General features: G+C 62.5%; 15 protein-coding genes. 5 read left to right on the top strand and 10 right to left on the bottom strand.

Annotated features, from left to right (window positions below; translation table 11 throughout):
- Positions 1-127: 127 nt before the first annotated feature.
- The gene (gene ftsY / locus E4U03_RS00670) at positions 128-1,171 is read right to left on the bottom strand and encodes a signal recognition particle-docking protein FtsY (RefSeq protein WP_416220600.1); all 1,044 of its coding nucleotides are present in this window, start codon (positions 1,169-1,171) and stop codon (positions 128-130) included.
- A 215-nt stretch (positions 1,172-1,386) separates the two neighbouring features.
- On the opposite strand from ftsY, the gene E4U03_RS00665 reads away from it, so the two are divergent.
- Entirely contained in the window at positions 1,387-2,745 is a 1,359-nt protein-coding gene (locus tag E4U03_RS00665) for an MFS transporter (RefSeq protein ID WP_135011076.1), read from the top strand.
- Between the two features lie 5 nt (positions 2,746-2,750).
- Here E4U03_RS00665 and smc read toward each other — a convergent pair whose 3' ends face one another.
- Positions 2,751-6,227 (bottom strand): chromosome segregation protein SMC, encoded by a 3,477-nt coding sequence (smc, locus tag E4U03_RS00660; RefSeq protein ID WP_167752212.1) that lies wholly within the window; start codon positions 6,225-6,227, stop codon positions 2,751-2,753.
- 198 nt (positions 6,228-6,425) lie between these two features.
- Here smc and E4U03_RS00655 point away from each other — a divergent pair, with 198 nt between their 5' ends.
- The 3 genes from E4U03_RS00655 to E4U03_RS00645 are packed head-to-tail and all read left to right on the top strand — an operon-like array spanning position 6,426 to position 11,238.
- Positions 6,426-7,457, top strand: a complete 1,032-nt coding sequence (locus tag E4U03_RS00655; RefSeq protein ID WP_135011074.1) for a 3-oxoacyl-ACP synthase III — start codon at positions 6,426-6,428, stop codon at positions 7,455-7,457.
- Positions 7,458-7,465: 8 nt separating this feature from the next.
- Positions 7,466-10,183 (top strand): alpha/beta fold hydrolase, encoded by a 2,718-nt coding sequence (locus E4U03_RS00650; RefSeq protein WP_135011073.1) that lies wholly within the window; start codon positions 7,466-7,468, stop codon positions 10,181-10,183.
- Entirely contained in the window at positions 10,177-11,238 is a 1,062-nt protein-coding gene (locus E4U03_RS00645) for an NAD-dependent epimerase/dehydratase family protein (RefSeq protein WP_135011072.1), read from the top strand. Before E4U03_RS00650 ends, E4U03_RS00645 begins: the two co-directional genes overlap by 7 nt.
- Here the strand turns inward: E4U03_RS00645 and mutM are convergent.
- On the bottom strand, positions 11,235-12,188 hold the full coding sequence (gene mutM, locus E4U03_RS00640) for a bifunctional DNA-formamidopyrimidine glycosylase/DNA-(apurinic or apyrimidinic site) lyase (protein ID WP_135011071.1): 954 nt from the start codon (positions 12,186-12,188) through the stop codon (positions 11,235-11,237). The two genes, E4U03_RS00645 and mutM, sit on opposite strands and share 4 nt — an antisense overlap.
- A gap of 165 nt (positions 12,189-12,353) precedes the next feature.
- Between mutM and E4U03_RS00635 the strand changes: the two genes are divergently transcribed.
- Positions 12,354-13,790: an amino acid permease gene (locus tag E4U03_RS00635; RefSeq protein WP_416220599.1), complete on the top strand. Its 1,437-nt coding sequence runs from the start codon at positions 12,354-12,356 to the stop codon at positions 13,788-13,790.
- Between the two features lie 168 nt (positions 13,791-13,958).
- Here the strand turns inward: E4U03_RS00635 and rnc are convergent, their stop codons facing one another.
- The 7 genes from rnc to E4U03_RS00600 all read right to left on the bottom strand — a co-directional run.
- Positions 13,959-14,642, bottom strand: coding sequence for a ribonuclease III (gene rnc / locus E4U03_RS00630; protein ID WP_135011070.1), 684 nt, complete (start codon positions 14,640-14,642; stop codon positions 13,959-13,961).
- A gap of 10 nt (positions 14,643-14,652) precedes the next feature.
- Complete coding sequence (gene rpmF / locus E4U03_RS00625) at positions 14,653-14,856, bottom strand: 50S ribosomal protein L32 (protein WP_135011069.1); 204 nt, start codon at positions 14,854-14,856, stop codon at positions 14,653-14,655.
- Positions 14,857-14,889: 33 nt separating this feature from the next.
- Entirely contained in the window at positions 14,890-15,372 is a 483-nt protein-coding gene (locus E4U03_RS00620) for a YceD family protein (protein ID WP_194210367.1), read from the bottom strand.
- A gap of 169 nt (positions 15,373-15,541) precedes the next feature.
- Positions 15,542-16,018 (bottom strand): pantetheine-phosphate adenylyltransferase, encoded by a 477-nt coding sequence (gene coaD / locus E4U03_RS00615; RefSeq protein ID WP_135011067.1) that lies wholly within the window; start codon positions 16,016-16,018, stop codon positions 15,542-15,544.
- Positions 16,019-16,253: 235 nt separating this feature from the next.
- Positions 16,254-16,871 carry an LURP-one-related/scramblase family protein gene (locus E4U03_RS00610; RefSeq protein ID WP_135011066.1) on the bottom strand — a complete coding sequence of 206 codons (618 nt, stop codon included), beginning with the start codon at positions 16,869-16,871 and terminating at the stop codon, positions 16,254-16,256.
- 92 nt (positions 16,872-16,963) lie between these two features.
- On the bottom strand, positions 16,964-17,524 hold the full coding sequence (gene rsmD, locus E4U03_RS00605; RefSeq protein ID WP_135011065.1) for a 16S rRNA (guanine(966)-N(2))-methyltransferase RsmD: 561 nt from the start codon (positions 17,522-17,524) through the stop codon (positions 16,964-16,966).
- A 206-nt stretch (positions 17,525-17,730) separates the two neighbouring features.
- On the bottom strand, positions 17,731-18,401 hold a 671-nt coding region (locus tag E4U03_RS00600; RefSeq protein WP_265588541.1), incomplete at its 5' end, for a helicase-related protein.

Below are 18,401 nucleotides of genomic sequence, written 5' to 3'. Positions count from 1 at the left end.
AAACAGGGGTTACGGGGGTGTTTCGGGCAGTAACGGGCAGGTTACCGGCACTCTAGGTAGGCATGAAAAAACCGGGGGAACTGTTTCAAACAGTTCCCCCGGTTCCTCGATGCACTCGGGCTGTGCCTTAGTCGAGGAGGGCGTCGACGAAGGCACCAGGCTCAAAGGGTGCCAGGTCGTCGGGGCCTTCGCCCAGGCCGATGAGCTTGACGGGCACACCCAGCTCTTCCTGGATAGCGACCACGATGCCGCCCTTGGCTGAGCCGTCGAGTTTAGTCAGCACGATACCGGTAATCTGAACGACCTCGGAGAAGACCTTGGCCTGGATCATGCCGTTCTGGCCGGTAGTGGCGTCAATGACCAGAAGAACCTCGGTGACCGGGGCTTCTTTCTCGACCACGCGCTTGATTTTGCCCAGCTGGTCCATCAGACCAGCCTTGTTCTGCAGGCGTCCGGCGGTGTCAATCATGACGGTATCGACGCCGCGAGCCTTGCCCTCGCGGATAGCTTCAAAGGCAACGGAAGCCGGGTCGGCGCCGTCCTTATCGGAGCGGACGGTGTCGACCCCTACGCGGTCGCCCCAGGTCTGGAGCTGGTCGGCAGCCGCCGCACGGAAGGTATCGGCTGCACCCAGCAGGAGGTTCTTCTCTTCAGCGACCATCACGCGGGCCAGCTTACCCACGGTGGTGGTCTTGCCCACGCCGTTTATACCAACGACCAGCACGACGCCGGGGTTGCCATCGGCACCGTCCAGGGCCAGGGAGCGGTCGGTATCTTCACCCACGATTGAAAGAAGCTCCTCACGCAGCATCTGTTTGACGTGGGCGGGATTCTCAGTGCCCTCCACGCGCACACGCTGCTGTAGGGCCTCTACCAGGCGGGCTGAGGGCTCGGCACCCAGGTCTGCCAGAAGCAGGGTCTCTTCGACCTCGTCCCAGACATCCTGGTCAATCTTGTCGCGGGACAGCAGGGCCAGCAGGCCCTTGCCCAGCAGGTTGTTGGAGCGTGAGAGGCGGGCACGCAGGCGCACCAGGCGGCCCTGGGCGGACGCCGGACGCTCGATAGTGGTGACCGGCCCGTCAGCGCTATCTGCGGGGAGGTCATCGGCATCGCGGGTGCCCTCGTAGCCTTCCTTAGGGGCCTTAGGGCCGCGCAGCAGAACAGCGAGCACGCCACCTAGAATTAGCACACCGAGAAGTATGTACACAATGAGAGTTAGAGAATCATTCACCCTTCTAGCTTGCCATATTCTCCCCGCCCCATACAGCCCCAGCGATGGGAGTAGAATGCACTTCTGCGCACTGCCACCCCGCACCGGTGGACATTGTGAGCTAAGATACTTTTCAGACAGATACACGCAGCATAGAAGCAGCAGAACACAAGCGCATGAGCAACCACATTCCCACCCCCTCCATGGACACCGGGGCCATCCCCATCATCCCCGAATCGGTACGGCAGGAAAGCCGCAACCAAAAGCCCCGCACCAAAGAAACCGTCAAGGTACCGACCCAAATCAAGGTCCTGATCGCAGCCTCATTCCTCATTGCACTCGGCTACGGCCTAGTAGCCCCCGTGCTCCCCGGCTTTGCCCGCAGCTTCGATGTGGGTGCCATGGCAGCAACCTTCGTTGTCTCAGCCTTTGCCCTCTCGCGCCTGGCCTTCGCACCGGCGTCCGGACGCCTCATCTCCCGTTTCGGCGAGCGCCGCATCTACTCGGCGGGCCTCATTATTGTGGGGCTGGGTTCCATCGGAGCCGGACTTTCGGTCAACTACCCCATGCTCATTGCCTCCCGCATTGTCGGTGGTACCGGATCGGTCATGTTTACCGTGGCCGCCATGGGTATCTTGGTGCGCAACTCACCCCCGACGATTCGGGGTAAGGTCTCGGGCTACTTTGCTACGTCCTTCCTGCTGGGCAATATCTTGGGGCCCGTGCTGGGGGCAGCGGCGTCATCGCTGGGTATGCGAGTACCCTTCTTTGTCTATGCGGCAATGCTCCTGTGCGCTGCCCTGGTGGTACTCACCCAACTCAAGGACGATCCGCAAGAGGTCAACCTCAACACCCAGGGTATCGCCGTACCCAAGCCCGAACTCAAGCTGGCCGACGCCCTGAAGTTCACCAACTTTAAGGCAGCCCTCGTGACCAACCTGGCGGTGGGGTGGAGCGTCTTCGGCCTACAGTCCACGGTGGTTCCCCTCGCCGCCGTAGCCCTCCTAGCTAATCTGCACGCCGGTGAGGCCAGCTACGACGCCGCCGTTGCCGGAGCCAAGCTGGCAGGTTTCACCCTGGCCACCTACGCAGCCGGTAACGCCCTAGTGCAGATTTACTCGGGCAAGATGGGCGATAAGATAGGCCGCCGCCCCATGGTCTTTTCCGGGCTGATTCTGGCAGGTATCGTCACCATCGTCTTTGGCCTAATCACTAACCCGGTTGTCTTTGTAGGGGCAGCCGTACTTCTGGGCATTGCCTCAGCCCTGCTCGGCCCCTCCCTGCAGGCTGCTGTCTCAGACATTGTGGGCAACAAGCGCTCAGGCGGTCAGCCCCTGGCCTACTACCAGATGGTCTCAGACATCGGCCTGATTGTCGGCCCGCTCGTAGCTGGCTTTATCATCGACGCCTGGGGCTTCTTCCCCGCCTTTATCGTGGCCGGTGCTCTGCTTCTTCTTGCGGCTGTTGGCTGGTTCCCCGGCTACCGCCCCAAGTTCCCGGCACACATAGCCGACGAAGGTTACACCGGAAAGTAGCTACCCTAGTTCGCCAGGCGGTGCGAGAGCACGCTTGAAACCCCCTGCCGCATGGTGATGCCGTAGAGGGTATCAGCCTGGGCCATGGTGCGCTGGTGGTGGGTAATCATCAGCAGCTGGGACTTCTCCCGCAGCTGCCCCAGTGCCTCCAGCAGACGGCCCAGGTTACGGTCATCAAGCGCCGCTTCTACCTCGTCCAGCACATAGAAGGGGGCAGGGCGGGCCATAAAAACCGCCAGAAGCAGGGCCAGGGAGGCCAAGGTGCGCTCGCCGCCAGAGAGAAGGGAAAGACGGGTGACCTTCTTACCGGCCGGTGTCACTCGGATATCAAGCCCGCTGTGCTCAAGGTCGTTGGGGTCGGCCAGCACCAGCTCGGCCTGGCCGCCGGGAAAGAGCAGGGCAAAGATCCGGCTAAACTCCACCTGCACATCGGCTAGTGCCCGGGCGAAAGAGGTTTCAATCTGGCCGGTCACGTCCTTCATCACAGCCCGCAGGTCTGCCCGCGAGGTCTTGATGTCTTTAATCTGCTGGCGCAGGTAGCTATGGCGCTGTTCGAGGGCTTCGTATTCTTCGAGGGCTAGGGGGTTGATGACCCCCAACCGGGCCAGCTCTGCCTCGGCTGCCGCCAGGTCAGTCTCGATATCATCCCGGGGCAGGCCACTGGCCTTGTGGCTCTCTAGCAGAGCCTCAAGGCTGAGCCCCAATTCGCTATCTACCCGCTGAGTCAGGGCTTCCCAGCGGGCTTCAACGCGGGCGCCCTGGGCCGACGATTCAGCCTGCAGGGTCAGGGCGGCAGCCAGCGAGGTCTGGGCACCGGCCAGTTCTTCGCGGGTAGCGGTGAGCACCTGCTGGGCCTGCTCAGCCCGGGCCAGGGCCTTGCAGTGTTCCTCGTTCTCCTGACTCTCCACCTGCTCAAGGGCCAGCGCCAGGGCCCGGGCGCAGGCAGCTACCCTGCGGGCACGACGACCGGTATCAGCGGCCTCTTGTTGGCGCAGCTGACGAGCCTCCTCAACCTTTTCGAGGGCAGCAAGGGCTTCTTGGGCCTGGGTGAGGCGGGCCTGGGCGGCTTCCTCTTTTTCGCGGGCGTAGGTTGCTGTGGCCTCGGCGAGGGTTTTAGCCTCCTGGGTCTCGACCAGGGTTTTTTCTGCGGTGCGGACAGCCTCGCGCAGGGTAGCGTTGTCTGCTTGGGGTTCCGTGCTGCGTATCCGAGCCAGGGCCTCTTGGGCGGACTCCACGTACCTTTGGGTCCCTTTCTGGGCTTCTTCGGCACGGGTGGCGGCTTCTTGCAGACGGTCGAGGGCCGCCTGTGAGCTTTCTGCCCGGCCGGTGAGGGTGGCAAGGTCTGCCCGGGCGGCAGCTAGCTGGGCCGTGAGTGAACCGGTGGTGCGGGCCTGGGCTTTTTCAGCCCCCTGAGCAGTCTTTAGTGCTTCTTCGGCCTGCTGGTGGGTTCTCTCTGCCTGCTCCTGTTGCTGGGCAAGCTCCCGCTGGGTCTGCTGAGCTCGGGTGAGTTCCGCGTAGCGTTCGGTCAGGGGCCGCTCTTGGGAGGGGTAGAGGGTTGATCCTGCGGTCAGCACGGTACCGTCGGGGGTCACAGCGCGGACGCCCGGGTGGGCAGCTACCAGGGCGCGGGCGGCTTCTTGATCGGGAGTCAGGTAGGTATCAGCGGTAAGCACGGCGAGCGCGCGACTGAGGGCCTGAGGTGCGGTCAGGACGTCCGCCATCGGGCGGGCTTGATAAACCTTAGCTTGAGATACAGATAGTTCGCGCAGGTCAATCTGCTGAATGTCACCCTCAAAGGAATAAAGCTGGGTTACTCCAGCAGGCAGGGACTCACCGCTTGTCAGGGTTAGGGCCCTCAGATAGGGACCTAGGGCAGTAGCCACAGCAGCCTGCCAGGCATCTTCAATCTCAAGTAGAGAAATAAGTTCTTGCGCTCCCTGCTCCAGGGCCTGCTGACAGAGACCTTCACTGCCCCCGTTTTCCGCGCCATCATACCGCCAGGCCGCCTCAAGGGCCTCGCAGCGGGCCTGAGCAGCATGAAGCTTTACCTGAGCTTGATGCAGCTCCTGACGGCTGGATTCCACCGTTTCACTCGCCTGCTGCCGCGCCCGACGCAGGTTTTCTTCTTCAGTTTCAGCCCGCTCCAGCTGCTCCCGATAGCCGTTCACGGCTGCCTGGGCCCGCTCGATATCAGCACCGGCGGAAGCCCCCTGCTCTTTAGCCTCAGCATACTCAGCTACTCGACGGGCGGCCTCTTCACCGGCTCGCTCAAAAGCTACGCGGACGGTAGCCAGCTGGGCGGTGAGCTGCGACAGGTTCTCCTTATAGTCCCGCACCTGCTGGTCGGCCGCAGCCAGCGCCTGCTGGGCTGCGTTCTGCTCCGCATGGGCCTTTTCTAAGGCAGAATGGGCAGCGGTAAGTTCTTCTTCAGCTCCTTTCCCCGCCTCCCGGGCCCGTTCAAGATTTCCTTCCTCCCGGGCACAAGCCTGCTGGGCCGCATCCAGGCGGGTGGCGGCGTCCTGATCTTCTTCCTGGTGGTGGGAGGCAGACAAACGTTCAGCAGCCACCAGCTGAACCGTCTCCACCAGGTGGGCCACCTCTTTCAGGGAGGTACGGCGTTGAGTGACTTCACCCAGCGCCTGCTGGGCTACCTGCCGGGCCTTAGCCAACTCCCCCAGCTGCCCCTCTAGGGCATGGCTGCGCTCCTGCGCCCGTAGGCGGGCAGCCTCAACCTGTTGGCCAGCGACCTGCTCGGCCTCCCGCTCCTGCAACATGGCACGCGCATCGTGAGCCAGAAGATCAGCGGTCAGGCTACGAACACAGCCCGCCACCTCGCTAGCTTCCCGGGCCGCGTCAGCCTGCTCCCGGCGTCCTTCCAGCTGCTCAGCCAGCTCGCCGGCTAAATCCTCCAGCCGGTCAAGATTGATCTTCAAATCATCAAGCTTGCTCGCGGTCTTCGCCTGGCGCTTACGGTGCTTGAGCAAGCCGGCAGCCTGCTCAATCAGCTCACGGCGGTCGTCAGCGGTACCGTGCAAAATCTTATCGACCTGCCCCTGCCCCACCAGGGTGTAGAGCTCCCGGCCCACGCCGGCGTCCGCCAGTAGGTCCTGCACATCAGCCAGGCGGACAAGCTCCCCGTTGATTTCGTACTCCGAACCGCCTGCAGAAAACATAGTGCGCGAAAGCCGAATCTCAGCATGAGGCAGCGGCAGAGCACCGTCCTCGTTATCAATCACCAGCTCAACCTTGGCGCGCCCCAGCGCACCGCGGGAACCACCGCCAGCAAAAATGACGTCCTTCATGGCGCCACCGCGCAGCTGCTTAGCCCCCTGGGCGCCCATCACCCAGGCAAGGGCATCCACCACATTCGACTTACCCGACCCGTTCGGCCCCACCAGCACATTCAAGCCCGGCTCAAACTCAAACACAGTAGCCGACGCAAAAGATTTAAAGCCGCGCACGGTCAAAGATTTTAGGTACATAATGGTGAGCCCCATCGGTTGGGTAAAAACGGGTTTGGGTCGGCTTACCACTTTACCGCAGGCCCGCTGACCTGTTCGGTGTGAGATGAACCCGCACCATCAATCACCGCACCTGCCCCGCCGAGGCATATTATTGAAAAGCGCCCTGTTTTTCAAATAAGGGCTTGCCCCAGTCCGCACTAAGGCTAGAAGAGTAGATTGACCGCTAATTCAGATATTCGCCACAAGAACGCCTCCCTGCTATCGGTAACCAGGGTGCTACCGCCGGAGGTCGTCACCAGCTCCTACTTTGACGAGCAACTAGCGGCCACCTACAAGCGGCTGAAGATGCCCAAGGGCCTACTCGAGCGCCTCGCCGGTATTAACGAGCGCCGCTCCTGGGGCTCCTCCATGCATTTTGAGGACGGCGCGGTGCAGGCTACTGAGCAGGCTATCGCCCAGGCCGGTATCAGCAAGGAACAAATCGGACTGATTATTAACACCTCGGTCACCCGCGATAATTTTGAACCGGCCGTAGCCGTGGGTATTCACGACCGCCTGGGTCTGCCCCGCCACGCTCTGAACTTCGATATCACCAATGCTTGCCTGGGCTTCGTCAACGGTATTACAGTTGCCGCTACCATGATTGACGCCGGGGCTATCGACTACGCCCTCATCGTCGACGGTGAAGACCCCTCCCCCTGGCACGCCACCGCCCTGCGCCAGCTGAACCGCCCCGATTCAACCCGAGACGACGTGCTGGCCCAGTTCGCTACCCTGACCCTGGGCTCGGGAGCTGCGGCCGCCGTCATCGGCCGCTCCGATCTGCACCCCGCAGGCCACAAGATTATCGGTTCGGTCTCCCGCGCGGGAACCGAGCACCGCAATCTCTGCATTGGTGGTGAAGCCGACCAAGGGATGAATACGGACGCCGCCGGTCTGCTCAAGCACGGCCTGCAGCTGGTCGCCGAGGCCTGGGAAGAAGCCCACCAGAACGGCTGGGACTGGGGCAATATGCGCTCCTATGTAACCCACCAAATTTCTAACGCCCACACCAACGCCATTATTGAGGCCGTGGGTATCGACCGCGAGCGCATCCCCATGACCTTCCCAGTCTGGGGTAACGTGGCGGCAGCAGCCCTTCCCATGACCCTGGCTGAGGAAAGCGCCCACTTCGTAGCCGGTGACCGTATTCTCTGCATGGGTGTGGGCTCCGGTCTGAATACCGCTCTCATGGAAATCACCTGGTAGGAGCCACTATGACGTTTTCTCAGCTCACTCCTGTTCCTGCCCTCTGGCCCGGTGTTGACCCTGCCTGGTCCCAGCAGGTGCAGGTGCCCGCGTCCGCTCCGGTAGAAGAAGCCGGGGCCAGCCGCCGCTGGCACTACCTCGATAATGGCCCGGCTCTCGAGGCCACCGGGCGCACCCCGGTCGGTACCGTACTGGCGGTGCACGGTAACCCCACCTGGTCCTATCTCTGGCGGTCGGTAATCGCTACCGCAACTGAAGCCGAGCAGCCCTGGCGCGTGGTAGCGGTAGACCAGCTCGATATGGGCTATTCGGAGCGCACCGGCCTGACCCGCTCGTTCTCAGACCGTATCGCTGACCTCGGTGATTTTACGGCCGCGCTTGGGCTTGATACTACCGAGCTTCCCCTGGTTACGCTGGCCCATGACTGGGGCGGGCTGATCTCGCTGGGGTGGGCCCTGTGCCACCGTGAGATTGTCTCGGGTATCATGCTGACCAACACCGCTGTTTTTCATGACGCCGGTGAGAAGATCCCGGTAGCCCTGCAGGCGGCCCTCAACCCCGCACTGCATTCCTGGGCGACCGAAAAATCAACCGCCTTTATCGATGTAACTCTGGGCCTGGCTCAGGGCGGGCTTGATGCTGCGGTCAAGAAGGCCTACAAGCTTCCCTACACCACCGCCGAGCACCGGGTGGGCGTGCGGAATTTCGTGGCCGACATACCGGCAACCGAAACGGCTGCCAGCTACCGCCCTATGGTCTCTGTTGCCGAAGGTATTACAGAACTTGACTTGCCTGCCCTGATGCTCTGGGGCACTAAAGACCCGGTCTTCCAGCGCCGCTACATGGCCGACCTAGCCACCCGTCTGCCGCAGGCCGACATCCACCGTTTTGAAACCGCCAGCCACCTGGTCGCCGAAGACGAAGACATTGCTACCCCCATTCTGACCTGGCTGACCGAGCACTTCGTCACCGGCACCACCCAGCGGGAACTCCACCTCACCGCGCGCGCTGCCCGGGTGCCGGCGTCCGCTCATTACCGCCCCATGGGAGCCGAGCTGGCAGACCGGGCGGACGACACCACCTTAGCTATCGTTGATATGAGCAGCAAGGGGGACGGCACCGAGGTAGCCGCCCAGCTCTCGTGGGCTGAACTGGCTGCCGAGGTAGACCGGGTTGCCTCTGGCCTGCACCGGCTCGGGGTGAAGCCCGGCGACCGGGTCAATCTGCTGGTGCCGCCCGGCATTAAGCTCACCATCCTCATCTACGCCTGCCTCAAGATTGGGGCCGTAATTGTTGTGGCCGATACCGGCCTGGGCACTGCGGGGCTAACGCGCGCTCTCAAGGGGGCCCGCCCGTCCTGGCTCATCGGTATTTCGGCTGCCCTCACCCTGGCCCGTACCCTGGGCTGGCCCGGCCAGCGCATTGCAGCCAGCTCCCTCCCCGCTGCCGCCGCCCGGGCACTGGGTGTAGTGGGTGCGGTCGATGATTTTGCGGCCCCTGAGATTTTTGCGGTGGCTGACCCTGACCCCGATGCGGACGCTGCCATCCTCTACACGTCTGGCTCCACCGGCCCGGCTAAGGGCGTGGTTTACACCCACCGCCAGCTGGCGGCTATGCGGGATACTATCGCAGCCACCTACGACCTCGCCGCAGGAAGCGGTCTGGTTGCGGGTTTTGCCCCCTTCGCCCTGCTGGGCCCGGCCCTGGGAGCTACCTCTGTCACCCCGGCCATGGACGTCACTAAACCTAAGACTCTCACCGCCACCGCCCTGGCGTCCGCAGCTTCTGCGATTGGAGCAACCACGGTCTTTGCTTCCCCGGCAGCCCTGATGAACGTGCTCGAGACCGTCGATGGTCTCAGCAGCCAGCAGCGCTCTGCCATGAGGCAGGTCACCACCCTGCTCTCCGCCGGGGCTCCCATTACCTCTCCCCTGCTGGCCCGCCTGCAGACCCTGCTACCAGCGGCCTCCCTGCACACCCCCTACGGCATGACCGAGGCCCTGCCCACCACCGACGTCTCCTACGCCCAGATTCAGCAGGCCGAGCAGGACGCGGCAACCGGGCTCCTCGGTGCTGGCGGCGGTGTCTGCGTTGGCACCCCCGTCCACGGGGCAGCCCTGCAGATCGCTCCCCTGCTGCCGGATGGAACCGCCTCAACCGAGGTCACCACCAAGCCCGGTATCACCGGTGAGATTCTGGTGGCAGCCCCGCACATCAAGGATCGCTACGACACCCTCTGGGTCACCGAACACGCGTCCAGCGCCACCCCCGGCTGGCACCGCACCGGCGATGTGGGGCATTTCGATGCCAGCGGACGCCTCTGGGTTGAGGGCCGTCTTGCCCACGTGCTGGTAACCGCCCAGGGCGTACTCACCCCGGTTGCCCTGGAACAGGCTGCCGAACTCGATGCCGAGGTGCGCCGGGCAGCCGCTGTTGCTACAGGCCCGGCCGGCGCGGCGTCCGTCCTGATCGTGGCCGAGGTTGGCCCCACCTTCCGGGGAAAGAAGACCCGCAACGGTCTGGCTCCGGCTGACCTGGCTCAGCGGGTGCGGGAGCGGGTACTGGCTGAGACCGGCGTAGAGGTATCGGCTGTGCTGGTGGTTGCTGAGCATCCCACCGATGTGCGGCACAACTCGAAGATTGACCGCCCGGTTCTTGCAGCCTGGGCCCAGCAGCTCCTGCAGGGGAAAAAGGCCCGTCTGGGCAAGGGGGTTATCGCGTGGTAGTTTCACTGCGTCCGCTCACCCCCGAGGTTTGCCAGCCTGCCCGTTCTGAGCGGGTGCTGGTCACCGGCGCCTCTGGGCTTCTGGGCCGTGAGGTTGTCTTTGCCCTGCTGAGGGCAGGGTATACTGTGCGGGCCTTCCAGCGCGGGGACTCCGGTATAGCCCAGATGCTTCCCACCCACCTGGCCGACCGCTTCGACCAGGTGCAGGGTTCCCTCACCGACCAGCTGGCGGTGCGCCGGGCTGTTACCGGTGTTCAGGGGATTATCCATCTGGCCGCTAAGGTGTCTGTGGTCGGGGATTGGGAGGATTACCGGCAGGTCAACGTCGAGGGCACCCGTGCCCTGCTTGAGGCTGCCCGCGCATTTGGAATCAAGAAGTTCCTGCACACCTCATCGCCCTCTGTAGCCCACACCGGAGCCTCTATCGTGGGCGAAGGTAACCCGCCCGCCAGCCCCGACCAGGCCCGCGGTAACTATGCCCGGTCTAAGGCTGAGTCTGAGCTGCTGGCCCTGAGCTACGATGCGGACGACTTCTGGGTGGGTGTGCTGCGCCCCCACATTGTCTGGGGCCCCGGCGATACCCAGCTGGTGGAGCGCGTCCTAGAACGCGCCGCCGCAGGCCGCCTGCCCCTGCTCAACCAGGGCACCGCCATGATTGACACCCTCTACATCGACAACGGGGCGGACGCCTTCGTACGCGGCTACCAGCGCCTCGAGGCGATTCGCGGGGTGCCCCTGGTGATCACCAATGGTCAGCCCCGCCCGGTCGGCGAAATTATCGCCGGCATGTGTACCGCCTGCGGCGTGGAGCCCCCGGCCTACTCGCTGCCGGCCTCCGTGGCCTATGGGCTGGGTCTGGTGATGGAAAAGGCCTGGGCCCGTTTTGCCCCCGGGCAGATTCCCCCGCTGACCTCTTTCTTAGCCGAGCAGCTGTCCACCGCCCACTGGTTCGACCAGCGCACCACCCGGGAGCTTCTGGACTGGGCCCCAGCTGTTTCCCTAGAGGAAGGGTACGGGCGGCTGGGCGACTACTACGGGCATAGATTCAGTAGCTAAAGCCCACGAGGCTTTCTCTGGCAATGAGGGCACCGGTAGGAGCTCCTTCCTCCGAAGGGCTCCCGCACCATCAGCGAAGTGCGCCCCGCCTCTAGGCAGCGGGAGCAGGGTTGCCCTGCCTGCCCGTAGGCATTGAGGGACCGGTCGAAGTAGCCCGATTCCCCGTTGACGTTGACGTAGAGGGCATCGAAGCTGGTGCCGCCCTGGGCTAGGGCATCCCGCATGACGGTGCGCGCGGCGTCCACCAGTTCACGGGCGGTTGAGGCGGGGATGCTCTTGGCGGGTTTGGCGTAGTGCAGTCTGGCTCGCCATAGGGCTTCGTCGGCGTAGATGTTGCCCACCCCGGAAATGGCGCTTTGGTCGAGCAGGAGCTTCTTGATGCCGGTGGAGGTGCCCAGCATGATGCGTCTGAACTGCCCGAAGTCGAAGTAGGGGTCGAGCGGGTCGCGGGCGATGTGGGCAACGGCCTGCGGGATGAGGGGCAGGCCCAGGGCGGACGCGGACGCCCCCGGCACCGGCTCTCCAGCGGCGTTGTGCACGGGCAGCAGGGGGCTTACAAACATGCCGCCGAAGATGCGCTGGTCCACAAAGCGCAGGGTGAGCGGGGCTTCGCGCCCGCTCTCGTCGGTGGCGCCCGCTAAGTCTATGAGCACCTTAAGGTGTTTTTCTGCCGGTAGAGCAGGGTCTTTGAGGAGTACCTGCCCGCTCATGCCCAGGTGGATGACCAGGGCGAACTCTTCATTGCCTTCAAAGAGCAGCCAGAGGTACTTGCCACGTCTAGCCACATCCGCCACGCGCAGTCCCGTCAGCAGCCGCTCGAAGTCCACCGGCCCGGCCTCGTGGCGCCGCACCGAGCGTCCGTCCACTACCTGCACGCGCTCCAGCACCGCACCGAGGATGTGCCCAGCTAGGCCCCGGCGAACCACTTCGACCTCGGGTAACTCCGGCATATTCACTCCGCCTTTCCAAAAATGAAAAAATATGCACCGCGTGGTGCCCACATCTTGAACATATCAGGTGCAGAATAGAGCCTGTGCATTCTCACCTGTCACCAGCCTACTAATATATGGCGGGCGGCAGGAGCAGAACCAACCCTTCTGTATAAGGAGAGACTTTTGTCGACACCCCCAACCCCCACGGGGCAGCACGCTGATGTGCCGTCCTTCGCCCACGAGCAAGAGGGCTTCCAGCAGGGCCTCAAGCCCCGGCAGATTCAGATGATTGCCATGGGCGGGTCCATCGGAACCGGCCTCTTTCTCGGCGCGGGCGGACGCCTGCACGACGCCGGTCCCTCCCTCATCTTCCTCTATGCGATCGCAGGTTTCTTCGGCTACCTGATTCTGCGGCAGCTGGGTGAACTGGTCAGCTACCGCCCCTCGTCCGGCTCCTTCGTGAGCTACACCCGCGAATTCTACGGCGAAAAATGGGCCTTCTTCGTGGGCTGGATGTACTGGTTCTCCTGGGCCGCCACCGCCATCGTCGATGCCACCGCTATCGCTATCTACTTCAACTGGTTCGGCCAGTACATCCCGGCTATTGAGCAGATAGACCAGTGGGTTGTGGCGTTGGTCGTCATCGTCGTGGTGGTCTCGATGAACCTGATTTCGGTCAAGATCTTTGGTGAACTCGAGTTCTGGTTTGCCCTCATCAAGGTGGGCTCCCTGCTGCTTTTCATGGTGATTGGCATCTTCTTCGTTATCTTCGGTACCCCCACCGGCTCCCCCGTGGGCTTTACCCATATCGCCGAGTCCGGCTTCCTCCCCAACGGCCTACTGGCTGCCCTGGTGGTCTCCCAGGGCGTTATCTTCGCCTACTCCGGTATTGAGCTGGTCGGTACAGCCTCGGGTGAAATCAAGGACCCCCGCAAGGCTATCCCCAAGGCCATCAATACCGTGGTCTGGCGTATCGCCCTCTTCTACGTAGGCTCCGTGCTGCTGCTCTCCCTGCTGCTGCCCTACGACGCCTACTCGGCTGACGAATCCCCCTTCGTCACCTTCTTTGGTTCCATCGGGGTCGACTACGCTGCCCCCATCATGCAGCTGGTGGTCATTACCGCAGCGGCCTCATCGCTGAACGCGGGTCTCTACTCGACCGGCCGTATCACCCACTCCATGGCTATGAACGGCTCCGCTCCCCGCTTCACCGGGGCTATGAGCAAGTCGGGCGTACCCATCGGCGGTATCCTGCTCACCGGTGCCGTGGCCCTGCTCGGTGTGGCCATCAACTACTGGAAACCCTCAGAGGCCTTCGAGATCGTCCTAAACATCTCAGCCGTCTGTATCGTGATTGGCTGGATCTCCATCACCCTACCCCACCAGCGCTTTGTGGCCATGGCCCGCCGTGGTGAGCGCGTCCGCCCCGAGTACCAGGCTCCCCTAGCGCCCGTCACCAACTGGCTCACCATGGCCTTCCTGGTGGGTGTGCTGGTACTCATCGCCTTCGACTATCCCATCGGCACCTACGCCCTGGCAGCCATGCTTCTGGTAGTGCCTGTGCTGGTGGTTGGCTGGCTGTCCGCAAGCGGGTACGGGCTCTGGCAGCCGAACGTTTAGAGCAGGTTCCCGCCCAGACCACCTCTATCAACATTGTGGGTAGGGACGACGAAATCGGCCTGCCCTAGCCGCAGCTAGGCATCAGCCTGGTAGCACGACAAGAGGGGCGGTCCCACCGATGTGTTTCGGTGGGACCGCCCTCTTTGTGTAGATAAAGTCTTGCCTGCCCTAGCCGTAGACCCTGTAGTAGGCCTGTTCGGCAGCCATACGCTCGGCTTCCTTCTTGCTGGTGCCCTTGCCCTGCCCCATGACCTTACCGGCAAGGAGGACCTTGGCGGTGTAGCGGCGGGCGTGGTCGGGGCCGGTGCCCTCAACCTCGTAGACGGGCTCGCCGGTGCCCTGGGCGGCAGCGTATTCCTGGATTTCGGTCTTCCAGTCGCGCCCGATGTTCAGGGTCTTGTTGTCATCCAGTAGGTGGGAAGTGTGGGCCAGCACGAGCTGGTGGGCGGCCTCAGGGCCGTGCTTCATATACACGGCGCCGAAGACGGCCTCCATGGTGTCAGCCAGGATAGAGTCCTTATCGGCACCACCGGTTTTCTTCTCCCCCTTACCCAGGCGGATGCAGGGCCCCAGCTTGAGGCTACGGGCCAGGTTGGCCAGGGTTCGGGTAGAAACAATCACGTGGTGGCGCTTGACAAGCTCGCCCTCGGGCAGGTCAGGGAACTTCTTGTAGAGCTCTGAGGCGACGGCCAGAGACAGCACAGAGTCACCCAGGAATTCTAGGCGCTCGTTGTGGGGTATGCCGCCGTTTTCAAAGGAGTAGGAGCGGTGAGTCATTGCAAGCTGAAACGTCTCGGTATCGAGGTCGATACCGAGACGTTTCAGAAACTCTTGTGATGCAGAGTTAGTCATAAGGCGCGAATTAGGCGTCAGCTACCTTGCGGCCTTTGTACTCGTAGAAGAGTTCGTTGCCAGCTGAGTCAGTCACAAGCTTTGCCTGGTGGGGCAGGGAGTAGGTGACGCGACCGTTTTCTACGGTCTTGACCAGCTGAGGAACGGAAGCCTTCCACTGGGAACGGCGGGCGCGGGTGTTAGCACGGGACATTTTCCGCTTGGGAACAGCCACAGCTATCTCTTTTCTCTTGTTGCTTTATAAGTTTTATTTGTCGTTCGCATCGAGCAGCGCTGATAGCGCGTTCCACCGGGGGTCGATGACCTCATGGTGGTGCTCAGGGTCGTCCTCTAGGCGTGCGCCGCATTCGGAGCACAGGCCCTGGCAGGAGTCACTGCAAACAGGTTGGAACGGCAGTTGAAGAATCACTGCGTCCCGCAGCGCCGGTTCGAGATCAATTTCATCGTTCTCTACGGCGTACTGCTCATCTACTTCATCTTCGGGGCCGCCTTCGGGGGCCTTCTCGAAAACAAAAAGCTCTTGAACATCGGCTGTAACATCAAAGTTAACCGGGTCTAGGCAGAGGCTGCATTCACCGGAAACGGTGACAGTTGCAGTACCAGTTACCAAGATACCATCTGAAACGGATTCCAGGCGAACATTGAGGTCAATGTTGCTGCCTTCTTCCGCCTCAATCAGAGCGTTGCCAAAGTCGCTTGGCGCTGGCAGAACTTCATCAAGGGTCTCCATTGCGCCCGGGCTATGAGCTAAATCTCGAACCGAGATCTTAAGGGGCGATGAATCTTTTCGTGAAATGACGAACTCCCTATCGAATGTTTTAAACCAAGTACCTATTTTAGGGGCTTAAGACCGGCCGAATCAAGCGCTCTAGGTTCAACCTCTTGTTTGGCTGACCACATTAATGCTCAGGGTAGAGCGCCCGCTGCACCGCGCGCGGGACGAAAGCCCGCACGTCCCCGCCGAAGCCGGCCACCTCTTTAACGATGGTCGATGAGATGTGGTTGTACTTGGGGTCCCCGGCGATAAAGCTGGTTTCAACCCCGGCGATGTGCCGGTTCATCGAGGCCATGGGAGCCTCGTATTCATAGTCGGCTGTATTGCGCAGCCCCTTCACGATGAGCACGGACCCCTGGTCGCGCACGAAGTTAGCCAGCAGCTCCCCCTCGGGTAGCACCTTGGCGCTCACCCCGTCGAAGAGGGCGAAGGTTTCCTCAACCATGGCGACGCGCTCTTCGAGGGTGAAACGGTACTTTTTCTTGGAGTTATGGGAGACCGCGACGATGACGTTACCGTAGATTTTTGCGGCGCGGGTGATGATTTCGACGTGACCGTTGTGGATGGGGTCAAAGGATCCGGGGCAGACAACCAATTGCATGTCTCTAGGCTACAGCAGGTTGGTTAGGTATGACACACTAAGTCATGCTCTCTTGGGCAACAGGGGTAGGCCGGTAATCTTGGGTTCAGATAAAGATACGGACGCCTGCCCTGCGCTTACGGCGGCGGGCTAGACGAGAGCGGGTGCAGACCTATGTGCGTTTTGCCTTCTGCAAACGCCCGGAGGTACTACAGGACGCCGCCACCCGCCTGCGCGCCTATAGCAGCTAAGAGCCCTAGTTGCGGGCGTCCTTTGCCCGGATTAGGTCAAGGGCAACCAGGCCGCCCAGCATGGCCAGGCGCACGGGTTCGGGGGCACCGGGATCGAAGTTCACCCCGTAGCGGCTCTTACCGCGCAGCCCCGCCACCAGGCCGCCCCACTCGCGGGCAACACGGGCAGCTACATGGCCGTTAACCGTGATATTGAAGTCGTACTCAAAGAGGCTACCTTCGAGCTCCAGGGTGAGGCCCGACAACTCGATTGTGAGGCGCTTGCGCATGAAAGAGAACTGCTTTTGCACGTGGGCGAAGAGGGAACCATCGGGGTTCAGCAGTTCGTAGCGGTCCAGGCCAAAATCAAAGGGGTCAACAATCTTGAGAAGAAGGTTCCCGTTACCGTCGACCAGGTCGAAGGTGCGGTTGCCCTTGAGCAGGCGGCCTGCGGGTGAGCCGGTGGTGAGAACCCGGCCGAGCACGCGCCCGTCCTGGCTCTGCATCTCAAAGTCATTGCTCATGAAGCTGCGGGTTTGCTGCACCACCAGGGTGTTTTCGGTCAGCAGGGGCGCGGACGCTCCCTGGCTCGTTTCTGGGGTCGGCTGGGGCTGATGACCGGGGTCGTTTGTGTTCTCACTCATAGTTCCACCCTAACATCGACCAACCCTGCGTTGGGCACTGAGCCGCACGGTGCGTCCACGGGGTTCACGACTGGCCCCTGAGATTTTGCTCTCTAGGCGGCGGGCTCCACATAGTAGAGCACGGTCTCACCGTATTTTTTCTCGGCAAACTTTTCAAGGCCTTCAGGCCAGGCCGGTTCGTCAGCACGGGAGGCCCGTTCAACCACCACCACCGCTCCCTCAGTCAGGTGAGGCGCCAGCAGGGCCAGCAGCTCTTCGAGCTCGCTATTGGTCACGGCGTAGGGCGGGTCAATAAAAACCAGATCCCAGGCGGACGCCCCCGCCGAAAGGTAGGTGCGAGCCATCATCTTATGCACGCGGGCAGTACCCCCGGCGGTCTTGCCCACAGCGGCGATGTTTTTTTCGATGACGGTAACGGCCTTGGGGTAGTGGTCCACGAAGTCCACGTGGGCGGCCCCGCGTGAGAGGGCCTCGCAGCCCAGGGCGCCCGAACCGCCGAAGAGGTCGAGGGCGCGTACGCCGTCCAGTATGTTGTAGGTATCCAGGCGGGAGAAGAGAGCTTCTTTGACCCGGTCGGTGGTGGGGCGGGTGTTATCACCGGGGACATTGGCTAGGCGCAGGCCGCCTGCGGCTCCTGCAATGATGCGGCTCATTTGGCTGCGCTCCGCTCGTAGTGGTAGAGGGTGGGACTGTTATAAGGGTACCGGTAGGGCTGGTGAGAACAAAGAGAGGGTTAGGTGTTGGTGACTGGTGGCGGAGGGCCCACCGGGCACTTGAGTTGACCGCATTTATTCTGGTTTACCTGCAACTAGTTGCAGGTAAACCAGAATAAATGCGGGGCCTACGTCTTTGGCCGAGCCTACCCGCGCCCCAGGAAGGCCTCGCGGTCGGCGTCGAGGGCCCGGTCAATGGTGCGGGCAAGGTCAGGGTGTTTGGCCAGGGTGGGGTCAGCCTCAATAATTCCGAAGGCATCCTGCCGGGCCCGCTCAATGAGTTTGGCATCGGTCAGGGCACGCAGCAGCTTGAGAGTCGATTTCTTCCCCGACTGGGCGGCCCCGAGAATATCGCCTTCACGCCGCTGTTCCAGGTCAACCCGCGAAAGCTCGAAGCCGTCGGTGGTAGCTGCTACCGCTGCCAGTCGCTCCCGGCTGACGCCGTCCGCCGGCTGCTTGGTGACCAGCAGGCAGGTGCCGGGCAGGGAGCCGCGGCCGATGCGTCCGCGTAGCTGGTGGAGGCCAGAAATACCGAAGCGGTCGGCGTCCATGATGATCATGAGGGTTGCGTTGGGCACGTTCACACCCACCTCAATCACGGTGGTAGACACCAGCAGATTAATGCGACCGGCGGAGAATTCGGTCATGACCCGGTTCTTCTCGGCGGTATCCATACGCCCGTGCAGACCCTTGATGTGCACCCCGGCTAGGGCGGGAACGTCCTCTAGCTCTTCCAGGGTGCTCTCGACCGAGGCCAGCGAACCGCGGGCGCTCTCCCCCGCCGCAGCTTGGGAGCCCAGCCCCTTACCTGTGAGCC

Origin of the sequence: Rothia nasimurium (assembly GCF_004569295.1) — a bacterium.
In the GTDB taxonomy this organism is placed as follows: domain Bacteria; phylum Actinomycetota; class Actinomycetes; order Actinomycetales; family Micrococcaceae; genus Rothia; species Rothia nasimurium_B.
The sequence above is the reverse complement of the archived record's forward strand: the minus strand, read 5'-3'. Positions and strand labels throughout refer to the sequence as shown.

Bases quoted from the DNA above. Each gene is read 5' to 3' on its own strand.
- E4U03_RS00665 (WP_135011076.1), top strand. From the start codon at position 1,387: ATGAGCAACCACATTCCCACCCCCTCCATGGACACCGGGGCCATCCCC.
- smc (WP_167752212.1), bottom strand. From the start codon at position 6,227: ATGTACCTAAAATCTTTGACCGTGCGCGGCTTTAAATCTTTTGCGTCG.
- E4U03_RS00650 (WP_135011073.1), top strand. From the start codon at position 7,466: ATGACGTTTTCTCAGCTCACTCCTGTTCCTGCCCTCTGGCCCGGTGTT.
- mutM (WP_135011071.1), bottom strand. From the start codon at position 12,188: ATGCCGGAGTTACCCGAGGTCGAAGTGGTTCGCCGGGGCCTAGCTGGG.
- rnc (WP_135011070.1), bottom strand. From the start codon at position 14,642: ATGACTAACTCTGCATCACAAGAGTTTCTGAAACGTCTCGGTATCGAC.
- E4U03_RS00620 (WP_194210367.1), bottom strand. From the start codon at position 15,372: ATGGAGACCCTTGATGAAGTTCTGCCAGCGCCAAGCGACTTTGGCAAC.
- coaD (WP_135011067.1), bottom strand. From the start codon at position 16,018: ATGCAATTGGTTGTCTGCCCCGGATCCTTTGACCCCATCCACAACGGT.
- E4U03_RS00610 (WP_135011066.1), bottom strand. From the start codon at position 16,871: ATGAGTGAGAACACAAACGACCCCGGTCATCAGCCCCAGCCGACCCCA.
- rsmD (WP_135011065.1), bottom strand. From the start codon at position 17,524: ATGAGCCGCATCATTGCAGGAGCCGCAGGCGGCCTGCGCCTAGCCAAT.